Genomic DNA, 26,784 nt, shown 5'->3' with positions numbered 1-26,784 from the left:
GTGGGCCGGGCGGCCCGCACGGAAGGCGAGCCGCCCGTCCTCGCCGCCCGGTTCGTCAGTGCTCGTCGAGCAGTACGAGGGCGTCGAGCACCCTGCGTATCCGCGGACGCCAGTCGGCGTCGCCGACCTCGTGGTGGGCGGCCGGGAAGCGGCGGGCGGGGGGCTTCCTGCGCCAGTCGCGCACGTCGAGTGCCGCGCGGCGGACATGGATCATGGCGCCCACGGCATTGTTCTGGAACACGACCTCCAACTGCTGGGGCCGACCCTGGCCGGGGGCGTGGCCGGTGAGCACGAAGGCCTGATGGAACCCCAACTGCTGCTCGGTGTCCGGCACGTAGGAGTTGACGACATACGCGGAGTCGCAGAGGTATCCCTCCTCCGCGAACGCGTCCAGGACGCTCTCGTGCAGTGGAGGCGCGGAGACGTGCAGCAGATCGACGTCGACGTCGGTGGCGGTGCCGTCGGCGAGGGTCAACTCGCTCTTCACCGAGAGCACCACTCCCAGGGCCCGCCCGCCGAGTTCGCTGACCGGTGTCTCCCACGGCAGCGGTTCCGAGAACGTGAGCCGCTGCTCCGCGCCCGCGCGCAGGGTGAAGTAGCCGGGCTCGGCGGAACAGGAGTCGAGTGCGTACTCCTCCTCCTTGCCGTCGTAGCCCGTCAGGCGGACGCGGACCCGCAGGGAGACGTAGTGGATGTCGGTGTCCCGGCTCCCGCCCCGCAGCAGGACCTCGCCCCGCACTTCCCCGCCGGGGTACGTCGGCCCCAGGATCTGCGTGTCCACCTCGATCACTTCGTCCGGATCCCCGATCCCGAACAGCCGCTTCAGCCCCACGTGTGCCCCTCCCCGAGCCCGCGATGATCAGGCGGGCAGGCTAACAGTGGGCTTCGCCCCCGCTCAGCGGGCCGTCAGGATGCGGGGGCCGTTGTTCGTGATCGCCACCGTGTGCTCGACGTGGGCCGCGCGGGAGCCGTCGTTCGTGCGCAGGGTCCAGCCGTCGGGTGCCGCGTGGTAGTCGTCGCGGCCGCCGGCGATCAGCATCGGCTCGATGGCGATGGCCATGCCGTGGCGCAACGGGAAGCCGCGGCCGGGGCGGCCCTCGTTCGGGACCCCCGGGTCCTCGTGCATGCGCCGGCCGATGCCGTGGCCGCCGAAGCCCTCCGGGATGCCGTAGCCGCCGGCCCGGCAGATCGTGCCGATCGCGTGGGCGATGTCCCCGATGCGGTTGCCGACCACGGCCGCCTCGATGGCCGCCGCGAGCGCCCGCTCGGCCGTCTCGATCATGCGCACGTCCGCCGGGCGTGGTTCACCCACGATGAAGCTGATCGCCGAGTCGCCCACCCAGCCGTTGAGCTCGGCACCGAAGTCGGCCGAGACCAGGTCGCCGTCGCGCAGCCGGTAACCGGTCGGGATGCCGTGCACGATCGCGTCGTTCACCGACACGCACAGCACGGCCGGGAACGGGGTCGGCGCGAAGGAGGGGCGGTAGCCGAGGAACGGGGATCCGGCGCCCGCGGCGCGCAGCACCCCGTGCGCGACCTCGTCCAGCTCCAGCAGGGAAACGCCCACGTCAGCGGCGTCCCGTACGGCTGTCAGGGCCTGTCCGACGATCTGTCCTGCCGCGTACATGGCGTCGAGCGATGTGTCTGTCTTGAGTTCCACCATGCCAATTACTATACCGGTATTAGAATGACGGCATGGTACGCACCCCTCTCACCACCGAAGAGCGCGAACGCGGCGAGCGGTTCGGGCGGCTGCTCCGCGAGGCCCGCGGCGGTCGCAGCATGACGGACGTGGCCGCGAGCGCCGGCATCTCCGCCGAGACCCTCCGCAAGATCGAGACCGGACGGGCCCCGACGCCGGCCTTCTTCACGGTCGTCGCGCTGGCCCGCGCCCTCGGTCTGTCGATGGACGAACTGGCCACGCGCTGCGAGTTGGTGATCGTCTGACGCGCATCGGCCGTCCGCGGCCCGGGTGTTGGTCGCGCCCCGGTCGCACATTGGTCAAGATCCTGCAATGAGGTGGCTGCGCGCCGACGGAAAACCTACCGTAGCAACCCCGTAACACGGCTGGTGTTGCCTACGAACCGGAGTGCTCCGGTCTGGCGGGAGTTGGGCGATGGCTGTGGATCAACTCCCGGGGCGGGTGCGGGAGTTCGCGAACTACCTGAACGGCCTGTTGGCGCGTCTTGACCAGGCCGGCGGTTGGTGCGCGGTGTTCTGGCAGCGCGATCCCGACGGCATGCAGGCCTGCCTCGACGGGCGTGAGATGCCGCCCTGGGACGTACTGGAAGCGCTCCTCCAGGATTTGGCCGCGGCATACGGCCCCCGCGCCGCCGCCCAGGAGCAGGAACGGGTCCGCGCCCTGCACACCGCCGCGATCCTCGACTACGACGCCCGGCCCGGCGCCCGCGACGCACTCGGTGACCGCCTCGACGTCATGCTCCGCGAACAGCGCTACGCGGCCGAACGGCAGGCGGAACTGGGCCGATTGCTCTCCTCCGCCGCCACCCGCGAGGACGCCGACGCCCTCCGCCTCGACCTCGCCTGGGCCCACGACGACCACGAACGAGCGACCGCCCGCTGCGCCGAACTCCGTTCCCGCATGGCCGAGTTGGACCGGCGCGCGAGCGGCGACCGGACGACGGAGAGCCACCGCGGACAGGCCGAAGAAGGACAGGCGGGGCAAGGGCAGGCGGGGCAAGGGCGGGTGGGAGAAGGGCACGCCGGTCAGAGGCCCGTGCGCTGGGTCGACGACACCTCCGCCGGGGGAGAGGGCTGGGGCGCGCGCGAGGCCTCCGCCGGTGACGAGGGGTGGGGTGCCCACGGCGCCGGCTTCCCGCAGCAGCGGGGCGCGTACGACCCCGGATGGGAGGAGACCGTCCCGGAACAGCCCACCGCACAGGACCGGACCGCCCACGACTGGCCCGCCGAGGAGGACTCCGCGCAGGACTGGCCCGCCCAGGACCAGCCCGCCTTCGATGACCCGTTCCCCGAGCAGCAGGCCCCCGCCGACCCGGCCCCGGCCGAGCAGTCCCCCGCCGAGCCCACGCCCCGCGCCCCCAAGCAGCGCAAGCGGCGCCGGGGCAGTGCGCGGTTCGCCGGGATGGCCGGGGCGGACGCCGCCCCCGTCGTCGTACCGCCGACCGCCCAGCCGGACGAGCAGGCGCCGGCCGCGACCGGTCGCAAGACCCCCCGTGGCGCCCGGTTCGCCGGGGCCGCCGCCGGGAACGAGCGGGCGAAGGCGCAACCGAAGACCGAGCCGGTGGACGACGGGGCCTCGCGGGAGGTGGTCGAGGCCGTCCGGCGGCTGGTGCGGCTGCGTGCCGAGGGCCACAGCGGCGAGGCGCACGCCCTGCTCGTCGAGGCCGCCTACTGGCCCGCCGCCCGTTACCCGGTGCTCGCCGCCGAACTGCACCGCGCCGGGCTCGGCGCCGACTGGGCGACCCTGCTCTGGGAGGCCGCCTCCCTGCCCGCCGACCGGCTTGTCGCGGCGGCCGACGCCCTGGTCGCCGCCGGCCGCGACACCGACGGGGAGCAGATGCTGCGGCAGGGCGTGGCACGGCCCGCCGTCGAGGTGGGGCAGGCCGTCCTGGAGCTGGTGGCGCAGGGGCGCCGGCGCGAGGTGCGCGCCCTGCTGGACGCCTACGTCCGCGTCCGCACCCCCGAGGAGGCGGCCCGCAGCGCCGAACCCGACCCGCAGGCTCTCGCTCCGCTGCTGCTCGAAGCTGCGCAAGGCGTGTCCGAAGAGCGACACTGGGACCTGGTGCACGCCCTCCGGGTCGCCGGTTTCGCCGCCTGAGGCATCCCCGTCCCCACGCTGACCGGCCGCGCGGCTCACCCACCGGAGTGTGAAACGTGATCGACTCCGCGGGTTAACGACGATGGTCCTGGCAAGGCTCTCCCGGAGGCTTACGTTCATCCCTCTACGGCCTGTTCTACGGGCGTAGAGAGACGGACGTCCCGTCGAAGGAGCAGCTCATGGCCAACGTCGTACGTGCCGCTCTGGTCCAGGCCACCTGGACCGGCGACACCGAGTCCATGGTGGCGAAACACGAGGAGCACGCCCGCGAGGCGGCCCGCCAGGGCGCGAAGATCATCGGGTTCCAGGAGGTCTTCAACGCCCCTTACTTCTGCCAGGTCCAGGAGCCCGAGCACTACCGCTGGGCCGAGCCGGTGCCCGACGGGCCGACGGTGGTTCGTATGCAGGCGCTGGCGCGTGAGACCGGCATGGTGATCGTCGTTCCCGTCTTCGAGCTGGAGCAGTCCGGCTTCTACTACAACACCGCCGCCGTGATCGACGCCGACGGCACCTTCCTCGGCAAGTACCGCAAGCACCACATCCCGCAGGTCAAGGGCTTCTGGGAGAAGTACTACTTCAAGCCGGGCAACGCCGGCTGGCCCGTCTTCGACACCGCCGTCGGCAGGGTGGGCGTCTACATCTGCTACGACCGGCACTTCCCGGAGGGCTGGCGGCAACTCGGCCTCAACGGCGCCCAGTTGGTGTACAACCCGTCGGCCACCTCGCGCGGTCTGTCCGCCTATCTGTGGCAGCTGGAGCAGCCCGCGGCCGCCGTCGCCAACGAGTACTTCGTCGCCGCGATCAACCGGGTGGGACAGGAGGAGTACGGGGACAACGACTTCTACGGGACCTCGTACTTCGTCGACCCGCGTGGACAGTTCGTCGGCGAGACCGCGAGCGACAAGGGCGAGGAACTCCTCGTCCGGGACCTGGACTTCGACCTGATCGACGAAGTGCGACAGCAGTGGGCGTTCTACCGGGACCGCCGACCCGACGCGTACGAGGGGCTGGTGCAGCCGTGACCAAGGATCTGCTGGGACGCCACCGCGCGGTGCTTCCCGACTGGCTGACCCTCTACTACGAGGACCCGCTGGAGATCACCCACGGCGAGGGCCGCCACGTCTGGGACGCCCAGGGCAACAAGTACCTCGACTTCTTCGGCGGCATCCTCACCACGATGACCGCGCACGCGCTGCCCGAGGTCACCAAGGCGGTCAGCGAGCAGGCCGGGCGGATCATCCACTCCTCGACCCTGTACCTGAACCGGCCGATGGTCGAACTCGCCGAGCGCATCGCCCAGTTGAGCGGCATCCCGGACGCTCGCGTCTTCTTCACCACCTCCGGCACCGAGGCCAACGACACCGCCCTGATGCTGGCCACCACTTATCGGCGCAGCAACACGATCCTGGCGATGCGCAACAGCTACCACGGCCGCTCCTTCAGCTCGGTCGGCATCACCGGCAACCGCGGCTGGTCACCGACCTCCCTGTCACCGCTGCAGACGCTGTACGTGCACGGCGGCGTCCGCACCCGCGGTCCGTTCGCCGCCCTCAGCGACGACGAGTTCATCGCGGCCTGCGTCGACGACCTCAAGGACCTGCTCGGCCACACCCGCCCGCCCGCGGCCCTGATCGCCGAGCCCGTCCAGGGCGTCGGCGGCTTCACTTCACCCCCCGACGGCCTGTACGCCGCCTTCCGCGAGGTGCTGCACGAGCGCGGCATCCTGTGGATCGCCGACGAGGTGCAGACCGGCTGGGGCCGCACCGGCGACCACTTCTGGGGCTGGCAGGCACACGGCCGCAGCGGCCCGCCGGACATCCTCACCTTCGCCAAGGGCATCGGCAACGGCAGCTCGATCGGCGGTGTCGTGGCGCGCGCCGACATCATGAACTGCCTGGACGCCAGCAGCATTTCGACGTTCGGCGGCACCCAGATCACCATGGCGGCGGGCCTCGCGAACCTCACCTACCTGCTGGAGCACGACCTCCAGGGCAACGCCCGGCGCGTCGGCGGCCTGCTCATCGAGCGACTGCGGGCCGTCGCCGCGCAGCTTCCGTACGTCCGTGAAGTGCGCGGACGCGGGCTGATGATCGGCATCGAGCTGGTCAAGCCGGGCACCGACCAGGCCGATCCGGACGCCGCGTCCGCCGTGCTCGAAGCGGCGCGCGCGGGCGGCCTGCTGGTCGGCAAGGGCGGCGGCCACAACACCAGCGCCCTGCGGGTCGCGCCGCCGCTGTCCCTCACGGTCGCGGAGGCCGAGGAGGGCGCCGCCGTCCTCGAAGACGCGCTGGGGAGTCTGCGCTAGCGCCGGTCCGCCGGACAGGTCCCGGCCGCGAGCCGAACAAGGGAAACACCACCATGACCACCACCTTCGGAACCCTGGAACCCGCCCTGTCGGTGCGCCAGGTGCTGACCATGGAACGGGTCCTCGCCGGGGAACCCGAGGTGGTGGCCGGCGCGGCCCAGCTCGACCGGGCCGTGCGCTGGGTGCATGTCGCCGAGGCACCCGATGTGGGCGTGATGCTCACCGGCGGCGAGATGGTACTCACCACCGGCGTACTCCTCGCCGGCGACGAGGAGAAGCAGGCCGAGTACATCCGCTCCCTGCACCGCGCGGAGGCCGCGGCCGTCGTCCTCGGTCTGGGACGCGCCTTCCCGGCCCCGCCGGACGTGATGCGCCGGGCCGCCGAGCGGTGCGGCCTGCCGATGATCGTGCTCCACCGCCCCTTCCCCTTCGCGGAGTTGACCGAAGAGGTCCAAGCGCGCTTGGTGCGGCGCAAGTTCGCCGCCGTCAGCCTGTCGGAGTCCGTGCGCACGGCCCTCACCGGCCTCATCACCGCGGACGCCCCGCTGCAACGCCTGCTCGACGAGATCGCCTCGCACAGTGCCTGTCCTGTCGTCGTCACCAATCTCGCCCACCGCGTCCTGGCCACCGCGGGGGAGCGGCCGGCCGTGGACGACGTGCTGCGCGACTGGGAGCGCATCGCCCGGCAGGCAGGCGGCAGCGAGGGCGACGGCTGGATCCGGGCCGAACTCACCGGGCGCGGCGAACGCTGGGGCCAGATCGTGCTGTGCGGCTACCGCGGCGACACCACCACCGGGCGCCTGCTCGCCGACCGGGGCGCCGAGGCCCTGGTCCTGCACCGCATGCTCGCCGGCAACTCGGCGCACACCTGGGAGGAGCAGTCCGCCCAGGGCCTGTTGACCGACCTGGTCTCCGGGGTCGTACCGGCCAGGCAACTGCTGCCCCGGGCGCGGGCCGCCGGACTGCCGGTGAACCGGCGCACCTTCGTGCCGCTGGTCGTACGCGAGAGCGAGGTGGGGCAACTCGACCGCGTACTGCGGATGTTGGGCCTGCCGGGACTGGTCGCCGAGCTCGCGGACGGCGCGACGGCGGTGCTGCTCAGCCTGGCCCGCGACCAGGACGCCGAGGCGCTCACCGCGCACTTCGCGGCCCGGCTGCGCGACGAGTCCGGCTCGATCAAGGCCGTGGTGGCCGCGGCCGACCCGCGCATCGCCTGGGACGACGTGCCCGCCGGACTGCGCGAGGCCCAGCACGTGGCCGACGCGGTCGCGGACCACTCGGCCGCCCTCGACCTCCCGGCCGTCGTACGCCTCAGGGACGTACATCTGCGCGGCCTGGTACGGCTGTTGCGGGACGACCCGAACGTCCAGTCGTTCGCGGAGCGGGAGTTGGACGGGCTGCTGTGCGCGGCAGACGAGGAGCTGCTGTCCGTCCTGCGGACCTATCTCGCCACCGGCCGCAACAAGTCCCGCACCGCCCAGCTCCACCACGTATCGCGGCCCGCGCTCTACCGCAGGCTGGAGGCGATACAGGGCCGGCTCGGCGTGGACCTCGACGACTTCGAGCAGGCCGCGTCGGTGCACATCGCGCTCCTCGCGCACGATGCGCAACAGGGGTGAAACATGCGACGACCTGGGAAAACGGCGGTGAAACATGGGGCGAGCAAGGCGTGACACGGTGGCACGCCGTGCGCCCGCAGACGTGACACCGTGCAACTCAAAGCCTGCTTCCGGACTTCCTAGCCTTCTGGCACACCGAGTGACCGGAGGCCCCGATGAGCAGAGTGATTCGCGCCGCCCTCTTCCAGACCGCGTGGACGGGCGACAAGGAATCGATGATCCAGGTACACGAGCAGGCGGCCCGCGACGCGGCCGCGCAGGGTGCTCAGGTCCTGTGCTTCCAGGAGCTTTTCTACGGACCGTACTTCTGCCAGGTCCAGGACAAGGCGTTCTACGAGTACGCCGAGCAGATCCCGAACGGGCCGATCGTCAAGCGCTTCCAGGCGCTCGCCAAGGAACTGGGCATCGTCCTGATCCTGCCGATGTACGAGGAGGAGCAGCCCGGCGTCCTCTACAACACCGCGGCCGTGATCGACGCGGACGGCTCGTACCTCGGCAAGTACCGCAAGCACCACATCCCGCAGGTGGCCGGCTTCTGGGAGAAGTTCTACTTCCGTCCCGGGAACAGCGGTTGGCCGATCTTCGAGACGGCCGTCGGCAAGATCGGCGTCTACATCTGCTACGACCGGCACTTCCCGGAGGGCTGGCGGGCGCTGGGCCTCGCGGGTGCCGAGATCGTCTTCAACCCGTCGGCGACCTCCCGCGGACTGTCCGCCTACCTCTGGCAGTTGGAGCAGCCTGCCGCCGCGGCCGCCAACGAGTACTTCGTCGGTGCCATCAACCGGGTCGGTGTCGAGGAGTTGGGCGACAACGACTTCTACGGCACGACGTACTTCGTCGACCCGGAGGCCCAGTTCGTGGGCGAGGTGGCGAGCGACAAGGAGACCGAACTGGTCGTCCGGGACCTCGACCTGGAGAAACTGCGCGAGGTACGGGACCGCTGGCAGTTCTACCGCGACCGCCGCCCGGACGCGTACGGCCCGCTGACCGCACCGTAGAACGCCCTGGGTTCCCGCGCCCCGTTTTCAGGGGCGCGGGGCAGCGTCCATCAGCGGCTTCGCCGCGGGGCGCGACCAGCCCCCACAGACCCGCACCAGACCACAATCCAGCGGAGTCAAAACAATGAGTACCCGTACCGTCATCCGCGGCGGCCTAGTCATCACCGCGTCCGACGAACTCCACGCCGACGTCCTGATCGAGGACGGCCGTATCGCCGCACTCGCCACGTCCGGCACGGCCGCCGCCGAAGCCTGGACGGCCGAGCGGGTCATGGACGCCACCGGGAAGTACGTCATCCCCGGCGGCGTCGACGCCCACACCCACATGGAGATGCCGTTCGGCGGCACCAAGGCCGCCGACACCTTCGAGACCGGCACCCGGGCCGCCGCCTGGGGCGGTACGACCACCATCGTCGACTTCGCCATCCAGAGCGTCGGCGGAGCCCTCCGCGAGGGCCTCGACGCCTGGCATGCCAAGGCCGAGGGCAACTGCGCCATCGACTACGGCTTCCACATGATCGTCTCCGACGTCAACGAGGACACCCTCAAGGAGATGGACCTGCTGGTCGAGGAGGGCGTCACCTCCTTCAAGCAGTTCATGGCCTACCCGGGCGTCTTCTACAGCGACGACGGCCAGATCCTGCGCGCCATGCAACGTGCCGCCGACAACGGCGGGTTGATCATGATGCACGCCGAGAACGGCATCGCCATCGACGTGCTGGTGGAGCAGGCCCTGGCCCGCGGCGAGACCGATCCCCGCTACCACGGTGAGGTCCGCAAGTCGCTCCTCGAAGCCGAGGCCACCCACCGCGCCATCAAGCTCGCGCAGGTCGCGGGAGCACCCCTCTACGTCGTGCACGTCTCGGCGATGGAGGCGGTCGCGGAACTGGCCCGGGCGCGCGACGAGGGTCTCCCCGTCTTCGGCGAGACCTGTCCGCAGTACCTCTTCCTGTCGACGGACAACCTCGCCGAGCCCGACTTCGAGGGCGCGAAGTACGTGTGCAGCACGCCCCTTCGGCCGAAGGAGCACCAGGCCAAGCTGTGGCAGGGCCTGCGCACCAACGACCTCCAGGTCGTCTCCACCGACCACTGCCCCTTCTGCTTCGTGGGCCAGAAGGAGCTGGGCCGGGGCGACTTCTCGAAGATCCCCAACGGTATGCCGGGTGTCGAGAACCGCATGGACCTGCTCCACCAGGGCGTCGTGGACGGGCACATCAGCCGCCGCCGCTGGATCGAGATCGCGTGCGCCTCCCCGGCGCGGATGTTCGGCCTCTATCCGAAGAAGGGCACGATCGCCCCGGGCGCCGACGCGGACGTCGTCATCTACGACCCGCACGCCGAGCAGACCGTCTCCGCCGAGACCCACCACATGAACGTCGACTACTCGGCGTACGAGGGCAAGCGCCTCACCGGCCGGGTCGAGACCGTCCTCTCGCGCGGCGAACTCGTCATCACCGAGCGGGAGTACACCGGGCACGCGGGCCACGGCGTCTACACCCCGCGCTCCACCAGTCAGTACCTCAACTAGGAGTGGCGACAATGGACTTCGGACTCGTCCTGCAGACGGACCCGCCGGCCTCGAAGGTCATCAGCCTGATGAAGCGGGCCGAGCGCAACGGCTTCACCTACGGCTGGACCTTCGACTCCGCCGTGCTGTGGCAGGAGCCGTTCGTGATCTACAGTCAGATCCTGTCGAACACCACCAAGTTGACGGTCGGCCCGATGGTCACCAACCCCGGCACCCGCACCTGGGAGGTCACCGCCTCCACCTTCGCCACCCTCAACGACATGTTCGGCAACCGCACGGTGTGCGGCATCGGCCGCGGCGACTCCGCGATGCGGGTCGCGGGCCGCACGCCCAACACGCTGGCCCGGATCAGCGGCGCCATGAAGGTCATCCGGTCGCTGGCCCGCGGCGAGGAGGCCGACCTCGGCGGCACGGTGATCAAGTTCCCGTGGATCAAGCCGGGCGCCGAACTCCCCGTCTGGATGGCCGCGTACGGCCCCAAGGCCCTGAAGATGACCGGCGAGGAGGCCGACGGCTTCATCCTCCAGCTCGCCGACCTCTACCTCACCGAGTACATGGTGAAGGCGGTCAAGGACGCGGCCGTCGCCGCCGGACGCGACCCGTCCGAGGTGAAGATCTGCGTCGCCGCCCCGGCCTACGTCACCGAGGACGACTCGCCCGAGGCGCTGGCCCACGCGCGCGACCAGTGCCGCTGGTTCGGCGGAATGGTCGGCAACCACGTGGCCGACCTCGTCTCCAAGTACGGCGAGCACTCGGCCGCCGTACCCGACGAACTCACGGAGTACATCAAGGCCCGTGAGGGGTACGACTATTCGCACCACGGACGCGCCGACAACCCCGACACCCAGTTCGTGCCCGACGAGATCGTCGACCGGTTCTGTCTGATCGGCCCGGTCGAGAAGCACATCGAGAAGCTGGGCGCCCTGCGCGAGCTGGGCGTCGACCAGTTCGCCGTGTACGACATGCACGACGCGCAGGAGAGCGTGATCGACGCGTACGGGACGAAGGTCATCCCGGCCGTCAACGCCTGACCCACCCACACCGGCGCTGCTCGACTCCCCGTCCCCCACTCCGGTACCGCCCGACTCCCCGTCCCCCCACTCCAGTTCTCCCCCTTCCCCGCCGTCCCGGGGGAGGGGGGCCGGAGCCACCCGCACGGCCTCTCCGGATCCGCCCCTCGTTTGATTGGCCTGCCCATGACCGACACCGCTCCCACGGCCATACCGCCGACCTCTCAAGTCACCCTGGCCGACGGCCGGGTGGAGATCGCCCCTGGTTCGCCGCAGCCCAGCGGCCCCTACGCCAACGAGGACCTGCTGCCGGTCCCGGTGGAGAAGCGCACCTGGACCACGTACAACTTCTCCGCCCTGTGGGTCGGCATGGCCCACAACACGGCCTCCTGGACCCTGGCCTCCGGTCTGATCGCCGTCGGCATGGACTGGAAGCAGGCGGTGTTCACCATCGCCCTGGCCAACCTGATCGTGCTCGTCCCCATGCTGCTCACCGGGCACGCGGGACCGAAGTACGGGATCCCCTTCCCGGTCTTCGCCCGCGCCTCCTTCGGTGTGCGCGGCGCCAACCTGCCCGCCGTCGTACGGGCGTTGGTGGCGTGCGGCTGGTTCGGCATCCAGACCTGGATCGGCGGCGAGGCGATCTACTTCCTCGCCGGGAAGCTGATCGGGGACAGCTGGGCGAACGCCTCGCACATCGGCGGGTACGCCTGGACGATGTGGCTGTCGTTCGCGATCTTCTGGGTGATCCAGGTCGCGATCATCTACCGGGGCATGGAGACGATACGCCGCTTCGAGAACTGGGCGGCGCCCTTCGTGCTCGTCGGCGCGGTCGTCATGCTGATCTGGATGAGCAACAAGGCGGGCGGTTTCGGCCCGTTGCTCGACCAGCCCTCCAAGCTCGGCTGGGGCGGCGACTTCTGGAAGCTGTTCTGGCCCTCGCTGATGGGCATGATCGGCTTCTGGTCCACGCTGTCGCTGAACATCCCCGACTTCACCCGCTACGGCAAGAGCCAGAAGGCGCAGACGTGGGGGCAGGCTCTCGGTCTGCCCACGACCATGACGCTCTTCGCGCTGCTGTCGGTGATGGTCACCTCCGGTTCGCAGGCCGTGTACGGCGAAGCGGTGTGGGACCCGGTCCAGTTGGCGGCGAAGACCGACAACGTGGTGGGCCTGCTCTACGCGTTGGTGACCGTCCTGGTCGCGACCCTGTCCGTGAACATCGCGGCCAACCTGGTCTCCCCGGCCTTCGACTTCTCCAACATCGCGCCCCGGAAGATCAGTTTCCGGGCCGGCGCACTCGTCACCTGTGTGCTCGGCGTGGTCATCTTCCCGTGGAAGCTGTACTCCGACCCGCAGGGCTACATCTTCACCTGGCTCGGCCTGGTCGGCGGTCTGCTCGGCACGGTCGCGGGCATCCTCATCGCCGACTACTGGATCCTGCGCCGCGGCAAGCTCGATCTGACCGACCTGTACCGCGCGGGCGGCCGTTACTGGTACGACGGCGGCTGGAACTGGCGGGCCGTGGTCGCCTTCGTGGTCGGTGGCGTCCTCGCCATCGGCGGCGCCGACTTCCATCCGCTGATCGACGGCCGGCCCATCCCGGCCCTGTCCTCGCTCGCCGACTACGGCTGGGCCGTGGGCCTGGGCACGTCGATGGTGCTCTACGTGGCGCTGATGCTGTTGCGCGGAAAGGAGCCGGAGCCGACGCCGGAGACGGTCAAGGTCTGAGACTTCGGCGGGAGGAGGGCGGCCGGGCCAGGGGTTGATCCACACTCCCTAGCTGGCCAGGCCGCCCTTCAGCGCGGAGACCGCCTCCTTGGCGGCCTTGATGGCGCCTTTGTTGATCTCGTCCGTGCTCGGGGCCTTCTTCGACTCGAAGTCGCTGCCGTTGTAGGTGACGACGACCAGCGCGTTGGACACCTGGGCCACCACCTCGCCCTCGCGGGTCTGCTGCTTGTCCTCGGTGGTCAGGTTCACCACCGAGTAGGCGGTGTCGCCGAGCCCGGGCACCGCGCCGCCGCCGCTCTTCTCCGTGAGCCGCTCCTTGTACGACTTCTGCGCCGCCGCCTCGGAGTCCATGATCTCGAAGGACACGTCGAGCCAGCGGTAGTCGAAGCCCTTGAGCGCGTTCCACGAGCAGGTCCGGCGGATCTTCGCGTCCGTGGACTTGATCTCCTTGCCGGCCGTCTTGGCGCCGGGCACGAGCGAGGTGATCGTCTTCTTGGACAGGCTGCCGCAGGGCGCGGGAGAGGCCCCGTACGACTTGGACACCGCGGCCGTCGCGGGCGCGGTGGGCGACTGCGTGCTCGTCTGCCCGCTCTCCTGCTTGTTCTGGGAGTCGGCGGACGACGTGGTGGCGAACGGCCCGGACGACAGGGCCCAGCCGGCCGCGGCCAGCACGACGACAGGGGACAGACGCGCCGTCAGAGCGAGCGGCAGAGGAAAATCGCGCACGGCACACTTTTCGGTGGGGGACGGTGTGCGGACGGGTCCGCACTGCGGACGGGGGCGCCAGTTTCACACGAGTCCCTGTGAGACGGAAGTGCCAACTCGCTCCGTACCCGCCCGGTCACCCGGGCCTCACGGCTGACGGCCCCTCAGCGCGGGCGTTTCGCGGTGACCAGCCAGACATCTCCCGGTGGGCGCACGCCGTCGGGGTCCGTCGTGTCGCCGCCCCATACCGTCGCCACGGGTACGGGCCTGACCGCGATGTTCTCGTAGCTCCGCAGGATTTCGCGGATGCGGTCCGGGTCCCAGAGGGACCGCGGGCACACGAACGCCAGCCGCCCGCCCGGCAGCAACGTCCGCCACAGGTTCCCGAATCCGGCCACAGGGTCGGTGAAGAACATCACGGCGCCACCACTCACGATGACGTCGAACCCGGCGCGCGGGAACGGATGGATTTCGGCGTCCACCTGCATGTATGAGGCATTCCGGAGCTTTTCGGCGCCCGTGCGCTCGCGTGCCCGGCGCAACAGCGGTGCCTCCGTGTCGACGCCGACGACATGACCGCGGACGGCGATCCGCGCGGCGATCCGGGTCGTGACCCCGGTGCCGCAGCCGACGTCGAGGACACGGTCGGCCAGTTTCACGCCGGCACCGGCGAACAGGGCGTCGTTGGCGCCGCTGCCGAGGATGTCGTAGCGCTCTCGACGGGTGTCAGTGGTTTGCTGCATTTCGGCCGTTTTGCTCATCAGATCTCCCGGGCGATCGGCAGGGTGAGTGCGCTCTCGATGCGGTCCACGGCTGCGAACGCGCCGTACGCGACGAGGCGGACCAAGCGGTGGTCGGTGTGCTCCGGGCGCCGCCAGGCGGTGACGTCCGCGTCCGTGATGCGGTACGGCGCGAGCGCGGCCAGCAGCGCCAGGCGTGCGCCGGGACGCTCACGGCGGTCGGGGACCCCGGGCAGGTCGAGCGGCGGATGCGAGCCGTCCCACCCGCCCACGGTCCGTCGTACGAGGGCCTGGTCGTCGGCGTCGAGCAGACCCCCGCCCGCCGGCGCGGCCTCGCGCAGCGCGCCGTACGCCGGACCGACCGCCGTGCCGGCCGCCCAGGACGGTCCCGGGGGAGGGGCGTCGAGCAGCGGGAGGGAGGCGCCGCGTACGGCGGTACGGCGTACCGTCCCGGCCAGTGAGCGGCCCGCCAGGCTCCGGACCGGTCGCAGACGCTGGGCGTTGCCCGGCAGCAGACGCTCGGTCAGCAGGGCCGACACGATGCGGTTGATGAAGTGGAAGGCGAACGCCGTGCCGAGGTAGGCGGGCGCGTGCTCGCGCGGGAACGGGTACGGGTGCAGATCGGCGCCGGGCACGCGCGTGTGCTCTCCCCAGTGGAGCACACGCGCGTGCACGTCGTTCTCCGGCCGTTCCCCGCGCGCCAGTTGCTCGGCGAGCGCGTGGTCGCCGGTGGCGTGCAGCAGGACGGTGTGCGCGGACACGCAGAACGGGCACCGGTTGGCGCGGGACACCCCGTAGGCGGTCAGCTCCTTGCCGGTCCTGCTGCCCGCCCCGGCGATCAGCGACTCGCGCATCAACGCCCAGGCGGGAGCGAGGAGTTCGGGCGCCGAGGAGAGGACCACGAAGGTGGCCGCCTTGTCGATGCCGAAATCGTGGGCGAGTTGCGCGTACACCTCGGCGACGCGGCCGGTCGCCGCCCTGGGCGCCGGCGGGTCGGTGAAACGGAAGGCTGTGGACATGGCAGCAGCGTGCGCCTCGGGGGTGTCCGCGGTCGTCGTACGGCCGGAGGGAGTTCGGGGGACGCCGGTGGGTGTGCCGGGGCCGCGGACTACTGCGCCGGGAGTAGCCCGAGAGCCGTCCACAGGGCTGACGCCGGTGTCGGCGGTGCCGTCTACTGTGCGGACATGGGGAGTGGGAATCCGGTCGTACGCAGGAACCTCGCCGACGCGGCCCTGGCGGTCGTCGTCGGCGCGCTCGTCGTGACCACGGCCGCCTTCGACGCGGACACCGCGCCCGTCGACTACGCGTTCATCGCCGTGTCCTCGGCCGCCCTGGCGTTCTACCGCACGGCCCCGCGCGCGGTGCTGGCCGTCGCCACGGTCGCGGGCGGGGCGTACGTGGTGCACGCGCACCCGGGCCCACTGGCCGCCCTGCCCGTCCTCGCCGCCGTGCACACCGCCTCACGCGCGGGACACCGGGGCTACGCGGCGGGCGCGGGCGCGGCCTTCCTCGCGGCCTACGTCGCCACCGGCCCGACGACCGAGGAGGTGGCCGAGAAGGCCGCGCTGCTCGCGGGCTGGTTCCTGTGCGCCGTGGTCACCGGCCTCGCCGACCGCAACTGGCAGGCGTACCTGCGCCAGACGGAGCAGCGCGCCCTGGAGGCCGAACGCACCCGGGAGGAGGCGGCGCTGCGCCGGGCGGGCGAGGAACGTCTGCGCATAGCCCGGGAGTTGCACGACTCGCTGACCCACAGCATCTCCATCGTCAAGCTCCAGGCGGGCGTCGCCGTCCACCTGGCCCGCAAGCGCGGCGAGGAGGTGCCGCCGGCCCTGCTGGCCATCCAGGACGCGAGCGGCGAGGCCATGCGGGAACTGCGCGCCACGCTGGAGATCCTGCGCACCGACGAACCCACCGGCACACCCGCGCTGTTGGTCGAGCGGGCCCGCGCCGCGGGGCTCGCCGTCGAACTCACGGTGACCGGCGAGGAACGGCCGCTGCCGGCGACGGTCGACCGAGCCGTGTACCGCATCGTCCAGGAAGCGCTGACCAACGCGGCCCGGCACGCGGGCCCGGCCAAGGTGAACGTCCAGCTCGCCTACGACAAGGCCGACTTGACGATACGCGTCGAGGACGACGGCACCGCCGACCCGGCCCGGCCGCCGACACCCGGCGTGGGGCTCACCGGCATGCGCGAACGCGTCGCGGCCCTCGGCGGCACCTTGGACGCGGCCCCGCGCACGGAGGGCGGCTTCGCGGTGCGGGCCCGGCTGCCGTTGGGGGAGACGGGATGATCAGGGTCGCGCTGATCGACGACCAGGCGCTGATGCGGGCCGGTTTCCGGGCGTTGCTGGAGGCCGAGGACGCCGTCGAGGTGGTCGGCGAGGCGGCGGACGGCGCGCAGGGCCTGGCTCTCGTCCGCGCCGTCGTGCCCGACATCGCGCTGATCGACGTACAGATGCCGGTGATGACGGGCATCGAGACGACCCGCCACATCGCGGCGGACCCCGCCCTCGCGGCCGTGCGCGTCGTGATGCTCACCAACTACGGCCTCGACGAGTACGTCTTCGAGGCCCTGCGCGCGGGTGCCAGCGGCTTCCTCCTGAAGGACACCGAACCGGCCGACCTGCTCCAGGCCATCGAGGTGGTCGCACGCGGCGAGGCCCTGCTCTCCCCGGCCGTCACCCGCACGCTCATCGGCGAGTTCGTGTCCCGGCCGCCGGACCGGGCGACGGCGCCCGGCCTGGACTGTCTGACCCGCCGCGAGCGCGAGGTGACGGCCCTGGCCGCGCGGGGTCTGACCAACGAGGAGATCGCCGCCCACATGGTCATCAGCCCTTTCACGGCGAAGACCCACATCAGCCGTGCGATGACGAAGCTGGGTGCCCGGGACCGGGCCCAACTGGTCGTGTTCGCCTACGAGTCGGGGCTCGTGGTCGCGCGCGGCGCATAACCCTTTGCGCGCCGCGGCGGCAGGTCAGCACGCTGGTGCCATGACGGAGACGACACGCCCGCAGGAGCCCACCGTGCGCGAGGAGATCCTCGCCTACTACGGCCGTGGCGAGGAGGACGGCCGCCTCAGACAAGGCGGCGCCGGGCGACTGGAGTTCTGGCGCACGCAGGACGTGCTGCGCCGCATCCTGCCCCCGGCTCCCGCGCGCGTGCTGGACGTCGGCGGCGGCAGCGGGGTGCACGCCGAGTGGCTCGCCCGGGACGGGTACGAGGTCGAACTGGTCGACCCCGTACCGCTGCACGTGGAGCAGGCCGCTCGACTGCCCGGTGTGACGGCAGGATCCGGGGACGCGCGGTCGCTGCCCGTGGCCGACGCCGGCTTTGACGCCGTGCTGCTCCTCGGCCCGCTGTACCACCTGCCCGAACGGGCCGACCGGGTTCGGGCGTTGGCGGAGGCGCACCGAGCGGTCCGTCCCGAGGGGCCGGTGGTGGCGGCCACCATCAACCGGTTCGCGGGTCTGCACGACCTGCTCCACCAGGAGCTCTACTTCGACCCCGCGCGGCGCGCCCGCACCGACGCGGTCAGCGATCACGGCCGGCACGGACCCGAGGGCGGCCTGTTCACCACCGCGTACTTCGCAGAACCCACCGAGGTGCCGGGCGAGTTCACCGACGCCGGTCTCGTCCCGGAGGGGCAGTACGGCCTGGAGGGCGTCGCCTGGCTGATGGGCGGCCTCGACGCGTGGCTGGAGGACCCCGACCGCCGGGAGGCCGTCCTGGCGGCCACCCGGCGCATCGAGTCCGAGCCGACGCTGATCGGCACGAGCGGGCATGTGCTCACGGTGGGCAGACGCTGCTCCTCGTAGAGCCCTACGCCTCCTGGGTGGACAGACCGTAGTCCGCGACCATGGCCTTGGCATGGATGTAGAAGCCGTCGGGGTCGGAGTAGCCGACGACCGTGCCGCCCGCCGCCTTGATCGCGGAGACCTGACTGGAGTAGTCGCCCGGGGTCTCCAAAACATGTGTGGCTCCTGGTCGAGTTGACGCCCACCTGGGGGGATGTGAGTGCGTGCATGACACCACGCGCGTAGAACGACGAGGAAGGGAAGCCCGGTGAACTCGGGATTACCGGGCCTTCAGCCAACCGGGCAAAGAGGACTTCGCACAGGTGGGAGGTGGTTCAAGGGATGCCCGTGAGGTCGCAAAACCTTCGTGGGCCGCCCGGTTGGGCATAGCCTGCTGCAAGATCCGGAGCGCCGGTCGGAGCGACCGAGGCGCGCGACCAGCGAGAGGTGAGAGATGCCGTTCACGACCCGGCCGACCCTGCAGGGCACCTTCGGCATGGTGTCCTCGACCCACTGGCTGGCCTCGCAGTCCGCGATGGCCGTCCTGGAGGACGGCGGGAACGCCTACGACGCAGCCGTGGCGGGCGCGTTCGTCCTGCACGTCGTCGAACCGCATCTGAACGGCCCCGCCGGCGAGGTGCCGATCCTGCTCGCCCCTGCGGGCGGCGAGGTACGCGTGCTGTGCGGCCAGGGCGTCGCACCGGCCGGAGCGACGGTCGCTCACTACAAGGCACTCGGCCTCGAGCTCGTCCCCGGCACGGGACCGCTCGCCGCCGCCGTGCCGGGCGCCTTCGACGCCTGGATGCTCCTCCTGCGCGACCACGGCACCAAGTCCCTCGCAGACGTCCTCAAGTACGCCATCGGGTACGCCGAGGACGGCCACGCGCCCGTGGAGAACGTCGGCGCCACGGTGGAGGCGGTACGGGAGCTCTTCGAGACCGAGTGGACGTCCTCCGCCGAGGTCTACCTGCCGGGCGGAAAGGCCCCGCGCCCCGGCGAACTGCTGCGCAACCCCGCCCTCGCCGCCACCTGGAAGCGCCTGCTCGACGAGGTGGCCGGGGCCGGGGACCGGACCGCGCAGATCGAGGCCGCGCGCGAGGTGTGGCGCTCCGGCTTCATCGCCGAGGCACTGGTACGGCAGTCCGGGCGCCCCACCATGGACACCAGCGGCGAGCGCCACACCGGCACCCTCACGGCCGCCGACCTCGCCGGCTGGTCCGCGACCTACGAGGCGCCCGCGACGTACGACTGGCACGGCTGGACCCTGTGCAAGGCCGGCCCGTGGAGCCAGGGCCCGGTCCTGCTCCAGCAACTCGCGCTGCTCCCGGCGGAGTTGTCCGAGCTGCCGGAGTACGGCTCCGCCGACTACGTCCACCTGCTGATCGAGGGCTGCAAACTCGCCATGGCCGACCGGGAGGCCTGGTACGGGGACGCGGACGGCGCGGACGAGGTGCCGCTCGGCGAACTGCTGTCCGCCGACTACAACGCGGCCCGGCGTCTGCTCGTCGACGACAAGGCATCGTACGAACTGCGCCCCGGCAGCCCCGGTGGGCGCGCACCCCGACTCAGCACGCACGCGTGCGTGGTCACCACCGTCGATGCCGGCTTCGACCCGATGGGGGCCGGTGAGCCGACGGTGGCGAGGACGGGCGGGGAGCCCGAGGTCGGTTCCGACGGTGCCACCCGGGGCGACACCTGCCATATCGACGTCGTCGACCGCTGGGGCAACATGGTCGCGGCCACCCCGAGCGGCGGCTGGCTGCAGTCCAACCCCGTCGTGCCCGAACTGGGCTTCCCGCTCGGCACCCGGCTTCAGATGACCTGGCTGGAGGAGGGCCTGCCGAACTCCCTCACCCCGGGCCGCCGGCCCCGCACCACCCTCACGCCCTCCATCGCCCTGCGCGGCGGCGTCCCGGTCATGGCCTTCGGTACGCCCGGCGGAGACCAGCAGGACCAGTGGCAGCTGCACTTCTTCCTGGCCGTCGCCCTGCGCCCACCGATGCGCGGCGGCCTCGACCTGCAGGGTGCGATCGATGCCCCGAACTGGCACAACGACGGTTTTCCCGGGTCGTTCTACCCGCGCGGGATGCGGCCGGGGAGCGTGACCGTGGAGTCCCGTACGGATTCGGAGGTCGTCGCGGAACTGCGGCGGCGCGGGCACGACGTGACCGTCGCAGACGCCTGGTCGGAGGGGCGGCTGTGCGCGGTCGCGCGGGATCCGGGGACCGGGATCCTGTCGGCGGGGGCGAATCCGCGAGGCATGCAGGGGTATGCGGTGGGGCGCTGAAGGGGCGCCTTGAGTGTGCTGAGGGAGCGCCCTCGGCATCGTGATCGCCGACAGAGCATGGCCTGCCGGGATTTCATGCCGATTCCACCCGGAGTGCACCGGGCGGGTGGGGATTGTCAGTGGCGCGTGCTCTCATGGAGGCATGATCGAAGACACGGAAACCATCGAAGAGTTTCTCGAAAAGAACTCGGCCGACGTCGAGCAGGCGGTCCGTGAGGCCGCCGCGAAGGAGATCACCCCCCGCTTCCGTCGGCTCGCCGCGCACGAGGTCGACGAGAAGGCGGGACCGCACGACCTGGTGACGGACGCCGACCGCCTGGCGGAGAAGTACCTGACCGGGGCGCTGAGCGCCCTGCTGCCGGGTTCCGTCGTGGTCGGCGAGGAGGCGGTGCACGCCAATCCGGCGACGTACGAGGCGATACAGGGCGAGGCGCCGGTCTGGATAGTCGACCCCGTCGACGGGACCCGCCAGTTCGTGCACGGCGAACCCGGATTCTCCACGCTGGTGGCCCTCGCGCACCACGGAGTCCTGCTCGCCTCCTGGACCTACGCCCCGGCCCTCGGCCTGCTCGCCACGGCCGTGAAGGGGCAGGGCGCCCACCTCAACGGCGAGCGGCTCCACGCGGGACCGCCCGCCCCCGGCCGCGACCTCGAAGTGGCCACCTCCCACCCGGACTACACGACGGACGACCAGAAGCGCTCCCTGCTCGGCCTGTGGACCGAGGGCGTCGCACCGCGCGCGTGCGGCTCGGCGGGACTGGAGTATCTCGCCATCGCCCGCGGCGAGTTGGACGCGACGGCGTTCTCCTGGGAGGCCGCCTGGGATCACGCGGCGGGCCTCCTGCTGGTCGAGGAGGCGGGCGGCACCCACCTCACGGTGACCGGGGAGCCGTTCCGCGTCACGGGCGGCAACGCGCTGCCGTTCACCGCCGCCCGGGACGCCGCCACGGCGCGCCGGATCGTGGGACTGCTGTCGGGCACGGCCTGACGAAGAGGACTGACGAAGAGGACTGACGAGGACCGAGGAGACCAAGGAGGTCGGGGACGGTGGGCGGCACGGCCGGGGGCACGCCGTCTCCCGACGACCGCCCGATGTGCAACACCCGTGGCCCATAGGTGTCAGTGCCCCGTCATATCCTGACCCCGCAGGCCATCTGACGAAGGGGTCCGAAGGTGCCGTCGATGCTCGATGTGGTCGTGGTGGGAGCGGGGCCCAACGGGCTGACCGCGGCCGTGGAGCTGGCCCGTCGTGGCTTCTCCGTGGCGGTCTTCGAGGCCCGTGACACCGTGGGCGGGGGAGCCCGTACGGAAGAGCTCACCCTTCCCGGCTTCCGTCACGACCCCTGCTCCGCCGCCCACCCGCTCGGGATCAGCTCCCCGGCGTTCCGCGCCCTGCCCCTGGAGCGGTACGGCCTGGAGTGGCTCCAGCCCGAGCTGCCCATGGCGCACCCCTTCACCGACGGCACCGCCGCCGTGCTGTCCCGGTCGGTCGCGGAGACGGCCGCCTCCTTCGGACCCCGGGACGCGGGACCGTACCGCAGGCTGGTCGAGCCCTTCCTCCCCCAGTGGGACACCCTGGTGCGCGACTTCATGTCCCTGCCGCTCACCGCGCTCCCGCGCGACCCGGTGACCCTCGCCCGCTTCGGTCTCGTCGGTCTGCCGCCGTCCACCTGGCTGACCCGCCGCTTCCACGACGAGCGGGCCAAGACCCTCTTCGCGGGCCTCGTCGCCCACGTCATGGCCCCCCTCTCCGGCTTCGCCACCGGCGCCATCGGCCTGGTCTTCGCCCTCGCCGCGCACGCGCGCGGCTGGCCGGTCGCGCGCGGCGGCTCGCAGTCCATCTCCGACGCGCTCACCGCCTACCTCAAGGACCTCGGCGGCACGGTCCACACGGACTACGAGGTCAAGCGCCTCGACGACCTTCCGCCCGCACGCGCGTACGTCTTCGACACCTCGCCCACCGCCCTGGCCCGCATCGCGGGCTTCGGCCGCTACTACGAGGGCTACCGGTACGGCCCCGGTGTCTTCAAGGTCGACTACGCGCTGGACGGCCCGGTGCCGTGGACGGCCGAGCAGGCCAGGGTCGCCGGCACGGTACAGATCGGCGCCGACAGCGCGGAGATCGGCATCGCGCTGCGCGCGGCCTCCCGGGAGGGCCGGGCCCCCGACAGGCCGTTCATGATCACCGTGCAGCCCAGCGTCGTCGACCCCGGCCGCGCACCCGAGGGCAAGCAGGTCTTCTGGGCCTACGGACACGTCCCGAGCGGCTGGACCGGCGACCTGACGGACGTGATGGAACGCCAACTGGAGCGCTTCGCACCGGGGTTCCGCGACCGCGTCCTCGCCCGCGCGATCGCCGGACCCCCCGAACTCGCCGCGCGCAACGCCAACTACGTCGGCGGCGACATCGGCTCCGGCGCGGTCTCCGGTCTGCAGACCCTGCTGCGCCCCAAGCTCTCCCTGTCGCCCTACACCACCCCGCACCCCGCCGTCTTCATCTGCTCCTCGGCCACGCCGCCGGGTCCCGGCGTGCACGGCATGTCGGGGCACAACGCGGCGAAGGCGGTCTGGAGCAGGCTGCGTGAGCAGTCCTGACCTGTTCTGGAGGTGTACGTATGACCCCCACCATCACCCTCGTCCAGGGCGACATCACGCGCGAGAGCGTCGACGCGATCGTCAACGCGGCCAACTCCTCCCTGCTCGGCGGCGGAGGAGTCGACGGCGCGATCCACCGCCGTGGCGGCCCCGCGATCCTGGAGGAGTGCCGGAAGCTGCGCGCCTCCCACTACGGCAAGGGTCTGGCGACGGGCCACGCGGTCGCCACCACGGCGGGCAATCTGGACGCCCGCTGGGTGATCCACACGGTCGGCCCGGTGCACAGCGGGACCGAGGACCGCTCGGCCCAACTGGCCTCCTGCTACCGGGAGTCGCTGCGGATCGCCGACGAACTCGGAGCGCGTACGGTCGCGTTCCCCGCGATCTCCACCGGCATCTTCGGCTGGCCGATGGACGACGGCGCCCGGATCGCCGTGGAGACGGTCCGGGCCGCCGACACCGCGGTCGAGGAGGTCAGGTTCGTCCTCTTCGACCGGCCGGCCTACGAGGTTTTCGCGGCGCAACTGGACTGACCTGCACCGCAATTCGGTCCATGAAGGGGAAGAGTCGCATGTCACGAGTCGAAGTGAACGGCGTAGACCTCTACTGCGAAGTCGTGGGCGACGGCGACCCGTTGGTGCTGGTGCACGGCTCCTGGGACGACCACTACGCATGGCTGCGCGTCGTCGACGCCTTCGCGGAGCGGTTCCGGGTCCTGGTCTACGACCGTCGCGGGCACAGCCGTAGCGAACGCCCGCCCGGGCAGGGGACCCGCTTCGAGGACGAGGAGGATCTGGCCGCGCTGATCGCGACGCTCGGGTCCGGGCCGGTGTACGTGGCGGCGAACTCCTTCGGCGCGTCCACCGCGCTCGGCCTGGCCGCCCGACGCCCCGAACTCTTCCGGGGGCTCACCGTGCACGAGCCGCCGCTCGTGGACGTCGTCGCCGACGATCCCGTACTGCGCCCGATGATGACGTCGATCCGGCAGGAACTGGCCGCCGTCCTCGCCCACCTGCGGGCGGGCGAGGACCTGGAGGGAGCGCGCCGGTTCATGGACAGGATCGCGCTGGGCCCGGGGGAGTGGGACAAGCTCCCCGCCAAGGCGCGCGACACCTTGGTCGCCAACGCCCCGACCTTCCTGGACGAGCAAGGCGACCCGGCCTGGGCCGCCCTCGCCCTCGACCGCCTCGCGGGCCGGTCGGTTCCCCTCCTGGTCACGCACGGCACGACCAGCCCCGCATGGGTGCACCCGATCACGGCCCGGCTGACCGAGGCGCTGCCGCAGGCGCGGGCTCACACTTTCGAGGGCTCCGGACACGTCCCTCATGCGACGAGTCCGCAGGAGTACGTGGACGTCGTGACCGGCTTCGTGGAGGAGATCCGGCGGGCGGGCTGAGGCAGGCGCGGACCGGAGCCGCTGACCTGGTCTTCTTCGCGGTGTCCGGGCTGGTCGAGAGCCCCTCCCGTTCACCCGTTCGGCGCACTCGGGATGGCGCCCCCCTGCCGTCGGCCGAAGGCTCGGTCTCACCGAAGCGGGGGCCTCAGAAGGGACCAGCACCCATGAGCCAGCAGGCAGCGCACCCGACCGGCACGCCCGCCGGCACCCCGTCCTCCCCGCGTTCCGCGCGCCCCGGAGGGGGCGGCGACGGCTGGATGTCCGGCGGGGTCGTCTTCGCCGGTGTGCTGATGCTGTGCAACGGTGTCCTGGCCGTCCTGGAGGGCATCGCGGCGATCGCCAAGGACGACGTCTACGGCGGTGTCGGCAGCTACGTCTACGAGCTCAACCTCACCGGCTGGGGCTGGATCCACGTCATCCTCGGCGCGCTGGTCGCCGTCACCGGCTGGGGCGTGCTCAGGGGCGAGTCCTGGGCCCGGCTCACGGGCATTTTCCTGGCCTCGCTGAGCCTGGTCGCGCAGTTCCTGTTCCTGCCGTACTCGCCGCTGTGGTCCCTGATCATGATGGCCATCGACGTGTTCGTCATCTGGGCGCTGGCCTCGCAGCAGGAGACGGCGGGCCGCAAGGTGGCGTGACGTGAGCCGCGGGGGTGGCGCGGCCGGCGGGTAGGGTCGGCGGAAGAGAGGGGCGCCCGGTGATCCGAGGTGCCCCAGCGCACGCAAGGCTGATGTCGCATTCTCGCCAGCCCCGCCCCCGCGCATCGCCGATGCTGGACGCATGCAGAACGGGATGCACACCGACCGAGAGCGCTGCGTACGCGCCGTCCAGTCCAAGGACGCGCGCTTCGACGGCTGGTTCTTCACGGCGGTCCTGACGACCCGGATCTACTGCCGGGCCAGTTGCCCCGTGGTCCCGCCCAAGGCCCGGAACATGGTCTTCTACCCCAGCGCGGCGGCCTGTCAGCAGGCCGGTTTCCGGGCCTGCAAGCGCTGCCGGCCCGACACCAGCCCCGGTTCTCCGGAGTGGAACCGGCGCGCTGACCTCGTCGCCCGTGCGATGCGGCTGATCGCCGACGGTGTCGTGGACCGCGACGGCGTCCCCGGCCTCGCCGCCCGCCTCGCCTACAGCACCCGGCAGGTCGAACGCCAGCTGCTCGCCGAGGTCGGCGCCGGGCCGCTCGCGCTCGCGCGGGCCCAACGCGCCCAGACCGCACGCCTGTTGATCGAGACGACCCCCCTCCCGATGGCGGAGCTCGCCTTCGCGGCCGGTTTCTCCTCGATCCGCACCTTCAACGACACCGTGCGCGAGGTCTTCGCCCTCTCCCCGACCGAACTGCGGGGTCGCCGCCCCAAGAGAGCCACGGCGGCTCTCACCCCCGGCGTGCTGACGCTCCGCCTCCCCTTCCGCGCCCCCCTCAACCCCGACAACCTCTTCGGCCACCTCGCGGCGACCGCCGTACCGGGGGTGGAGGAGTGGCGGGACGGCGCCTACCGCCGCACGCTGCGCCTGCCGTACGGCCACGGCATCGCCGCGCTCACCCCGGCCGCCGACCACATCGCCTGCCGCCTGACCCTCAGCGACCTGCGCGATCTCACGGTCGCCATCAGCCGCTGCCGCCGCATGCTCGACCTGGACGCCGACCCGGTCGCCATCGACGATCAGCTCCGCACGGACCCGTTGCTCGCGCCGCTCGTCGACAAGGCCCCCGGCCGACGCGTCCCGCGCACGGTCGACGAGGCGGAGTTCGCCGTACGCGCCGTGCTGGGCCAGCAGGTCTCCACCGCCGCCGCCCGCACCCATGCGGCCCGACTGGTCACCGCGCACGGCGATCCGGTGGAGGACCCCGAGGGTGGCCTCACCCACCTCTTCCCGACTCCCGAAGCACTCGCCGCACTCGACCCCGAGTCCCTGGCGATGCCCCGCACCCGCCGCACCACGTTCACCACACTCGTCCGCCAACTGGCCGACGGCACGCTCCACTTGGGCCCGGAGAGCGACTGGCCGGAAACCCGGTCCGCGCTCCTCTCCCTCCCCGGCTTCGGCCCCTGGACGGCCGATGTGATCGCGATGCGTGCCCTCGGCGACCCCGACGCCTTCCTCGCCACCGACCTCGGAATCCGGCGCGCAGCCCAGGAGTTGGGCCTCCCGTCCACACCGGCGGCCCTCACGGCCCGAGCGGCGGCCTGGCGCCCCTGGCGGGCGTACGCGACCCAGTACCTGTGGGCGACCGACAGTCACCCGATCAACTTCCTCCCGGTATAAGGGTATTTGGAGAAA

25 protein-coding genes are annotated in these 26,784 nt (G+C 71.6%); 19 read left to right on the top strand and 6 right to left on the bottom strand.

Annotation, left to right across the window (positions count from 1 at the left end):
• Positions 1–55: 55 nt before the first annotated feature.
• Entirely contained in the window at positions 56–832 is a 777-nt protein-coding gene (locus ACIQI8_RS06820; RefSeq protein WP_402345622.1) for a sporulation protein, read from the bottom strand.
• Positions 833–895: 63 nt separating this feature from the next.
• Positions 896–1,663: a type I methionyl aminopeptidase gene (gene map / locus ACIQI8_RS06815; RefSeq protein WP_402345620.1), complete on the bottom strand. Its 768-nt coding sequence runs from the start codon at positions 1,661–1,663 to the stop codon at positions 896–898.
• 32 nt (positions 1,664–1,695) lie between these two features.
• On the opposite strand from map, the gene ACIQI8_RS06810 reads away from it, so the two are divergent.
• The 9 genes from ACIQI8_RS06810 to ACIQI8_RS06770 all read left to right on the top strand — a co-directional run bounded on the left by ACIQI8_RS06810 (position 1,696) and on the right by ACIQI8_RS06770 (position 12,990).
• Positions 1,696–1,947: a helix-turn-helix transcriptional regulator gene (locus ACIQI8_RS06810; RefSeq protein ID WP_124001697.1), complete on the top strand. Its 252-nt coding sequence runs from the start codon at positions 1,696–1,698 to the stop codon at positions 1,945–1,947.
• 169 nt (positions 1,948–2,116) lie between these two features.
• Positions 2,117–3,799, top strand: coding sequence for a hypothetical protein (locus ACIQI8_RS06805; RefSeq protein WP_402345618.1), 1,683 nt, complete (start codon positions 2,117–2,119; stop codon positions 3,797–3,799).
• Between the two features lie 179 nt (positions 3,800–3,978).
• Complete coding sequence (locus ACIQI8_RS06800) at positions 3,979–4,821, top strand: nitrilase-related carbon-nitrogen hydrolase (protein WP_124001699.1); 843 nt, start codon at positions 3,979–3,981, stop codon at positions 4,819–4,821.
• The gene (locus tag ACIQI8_RS06795; protein ID WP_402345616.1) at positions 4,818–6,104 is read left to right on the top strand and encodes an aspartate aminotransferase family protein; all 1,287 of its coding nucleotides are present in this window, start codon (positions 4,818–4,820) and stop codon (positions 6,102–6,104) included. The genes ACIQI8_RS06800 and ACIQI8_RS06795 overlap by 4 nt, the downstream gene beginning before the upstream one ends.
• Before the next feature lie 53 nt (positions 6,105–6,157).
• Positions 6,158–7,723 (top strand): PucR family transcriptional regulator, encoded by a 1,566-nt coding sequence (locus ACIQI8_RS06790; RefSeq protein WP_402345614.1) that lies wholly within the window; start codon positions 6,158–6,160, stop codon positions 7,721–7,723.
• A gap of 155 nt (positions 7,724–7,878) precedes the next feature.
• A complete protein-coding gene (locus ACIQI8_RS06785) occupies positions 7,879–8,721 on the top strand; it encodes a nitrilase-related carbon-nitrogen hydrolase (RefSeq protein WP_402345612.1) in 843 nt (280 codons plus the stop codon).
• A gap of 124 nt (positions 8,722–8,845) precedes the next feature.
• Entirely contained in the window at positions 8,846–10,249 is a 1,404-nt protein-coding gene (hydA, locus tag ACIQI8_RS06780) for a dihydropyrimidinase (RefSeq protein WP_402345610.1), read from the top strand.
• A gap of 11 nt (positions 10,250–10,260) precedes the next feature.
• Positions 10,261–11,280: a TIGR03842 family LLM class F420-dependent oxidoreductase gene (locus ACIQI8_RS06775; RefSeq protein WP_402345608.1), complete on the top strand. Its 1,020-nt coding sequence runs from the start codon at positions 10,261–10,263 to the stop codon at positions 11,278–11,280.
• A 165-nt stretch (positions 11,281–11,445) separates the two neighbouring features.
• Positions 11,446–12,990 carry an NCS1 family nucleobase:cation symporter-1 gene (locus ACIQI8_RS06770; RefSeq protein WP_402345606.1) on the top strand — a complete coding sequence of 515 codons (1,545 nt, stop codon included), beginning with the start codon at positions 11,446–11,448 and terminating at the stop codon, positions 12,988–12,990.
• A 48-nt stretch (positions 12,991–13,038) separates the two neighbouring features.
• Here ACIQI8_RS06770 and ACIQI8_RS06765 read toward each other — a convergent pair whose 3' ends face one another.
• The 3 genes from ACIQI8_RS06765 to ACIQI8_RS06755 all read right to left on the bottom strand — a co-directional run bounded on the left by ACIQI8_RS06765 (position 13,039) and on the right by ACIQI8_RS06755 (position 15,454).
• Positions 13,039–13,716, bottom strand: a complete 678-nt coding sequence (locus ACIQI8_RS06765) for a hypothetical protein (RefSeq protein ID WP_402345605.1) — start codon at positions 13,714–13,716, stop codon at positions 13,039–13,041.
• Positions 13,717–13,859: 143 nt separating this feature from the next.
• On the bottom strand, positions 13,860–14,456 hold the full coding sequence (locus ACIQI8_RS06760) for a class I SAM-dependent methyltransferase (protein WP_402345603.1): 597 nt from the start codon (positions 14,454–14,456) through the stop codon (positions 13,860–13,862).
• Positions 14,456–15,454 carry a carboxymuconolactone decarboxylase family protein gene (locus ACIQI8_RS06755; RefSeq protein WP_402345601.1) on the bottom strand — a complete coding sequence of 333 codons (999 nt, stop codon included), beginning with the start codon at positions 15,452–15,454 and terminating at the stop codon, positions 14,456–14,458. The genes ACIQI8_RS06760 and ACIQI8_RS06755 overlap by 1 nt, the downstream gene beginning before the upstream one ends.
• Positions 15,455–15,619: 165 nt before the next feature.
• Here ACIQI8_RS06755 and ACIQI8_RS06750 point away from each other — a divergent pair, with 165 nt between their 5' ends.
• From ACIQI8_RS06750 to ACIQI8_RS06740, 3 genes are read left to right on the top strand one after another with little or no spacing between them, the layout of a single operon-like run.
• Positions 15,620–16,726, top strand: coding sequence for a sensor histidine kinase (locus ACIQI8_RS06750; protein ID WP_402345600.1), 1,107 nt, complete (start codon positions 15,620–15,622; stop codon positions 16,724–16,726).
• On the top strand, positions 16,723–17,385 hold the full coding sequence (locus ACIQI8_RS06745; protein WP_124001709.1) for a response regulator transcription factor: 663 nt from the start codon (positions 16,723–16,725) through the stop codon (positions 17,383–17,385). Before ACIQI8_RS06750 ends, ACIQI8_RS06745 begins: the two co-directional genes overlap by 4 nt.
• Positions 17,386–17,425: 40 nt before the next feature.
• A complete protein-coding gene (locus tag ACIQI8_RS06740; protein WP_402345598.1) occupies positions 17,426–18,250 on the top strand; it encodes a class I SAM-dependent methyltransferase in 825 nt (274 codons plus the stop codon).
• Between the two features lie 4 nt (positions 18,251–18,254).
• On the opposite strand, the gene ACIQI8_RS06735 is transcribed toward ACIQI8_RS06740, so the two are convergent.
• Positions 18,255–18,401 (bottom strand): hypothetical protein, encoded by a 147-nt coding sequence (locus ACIQI8_RS06735; RefSeq protein ID WP_402345596.1) that lies wholly within the window; start codon positions 18,399–18,401, stop codon positions 18,255–18,257.
• A 282-nt stretch (positions 18,402–18,683) separates the two neighbouring features.
• Between ACIQI8_RS06735 and ACIQI8_RS06730 the strand changes: the two genes are divergently transcribed.
• From ACIQI8_RS06730 to ACIQI8_RS06700, 7 genes are all read left to right on the top strand, one after another.
• Complete coding sequence (locus tag ACIQI8_RS06730) at positions 18,684–20,516, top strand: gamma-glutamyltransferase family protein (protein WP_402345594.1); 1,833 nt, start codon at positions 18,684–18,686, stop codon at positions 20,514–20,516.
• Positions 20,517–20,658: 142 nt separating this feature from the next.
• Positions 20,659–21,504, top strand: coding sequence for an inositol monophosphatase family protein (locus tag ACIQI8_RS06725; protein WP_402345592.1), 846 nt, complete (start codon positions 20,659–20,661; stop codon positions 21,502–21,504).
• Positions 21,505–21,698: 194 nt separating this feature from the next.
• Positions 21,699–23,111, top strand: coding sequence for a phytoene desaturase family protein (locus ACIQI8_RS06720; protein WP_402345590.1), 1,413 nt, complete (start codon positions 21,699–21,701; stop codon positions 23,109–23,111).
• Between the two features lie 20 nt (positions 23,112–23,131).
• Positions 23,132–23,644, top strand: a complete 513-nt coding sequence (locus ACIQI8_RS06715) for an O-acetyl-ADP-ribose deacetylase (protein WP_402345588.1) — start codon at positions 23,132–23,134, stop codon at positions 23,642–23,644.
• Between the two features lie 38 nt (positions 23,645–23,682).
• Positions 23,683–24,507 (top strand): alpha/beta fold hydrolase, encoded by an 825-nt coding sequence (locus ACIQI8_RS06710; protein ID WP_402345586.1) that lies wholly within the window; start codon positions 23,683–23,685, stop codon positions 24,505–24,507.
• Between the two features lie 164 nt (positions 24,508–24,671).
• Positions 24,672–25,142: a hypothetical protein gene (locus tag ACIQI8_RS06705; RefSeq protein WP_402345584.1), complete on the top strand. Its 471-nt coding sequence runs from the start codon at positions 24,672–24,674 to the stop codon at positions 25,140–25,142.
• Positions 25,143–25,284: 142 nt separating this feature from the next.
• Complete coding sequence (locus ACIQI8_RS06700; RefSeq protein WP_402345582.1) at positions 25,285–26,769, top strand: AlkA N-terminal domain-containing protein; 1,485 nt, start codon at positions 25,285–25,287, stop codon at positions 26,767–26,769.
• The last annotated feature ends 15 nt before the right edge of the window (positions 26,770–26,784 follow it).

The organism is Streptomyces sp. NPDC092369 (assembly GCF_044755245.1).
Taxonomy (GTDB): domain Bacteria; phylum Actinomycetota; class Actinomycetes; order Streptomycetales; family Streptomycetaceae; genus Streptomyces.
Note: the sequence above shows the minus strand (reverse complement) of the source record. Positions and strands in the feature narration are given on the sequence as shown.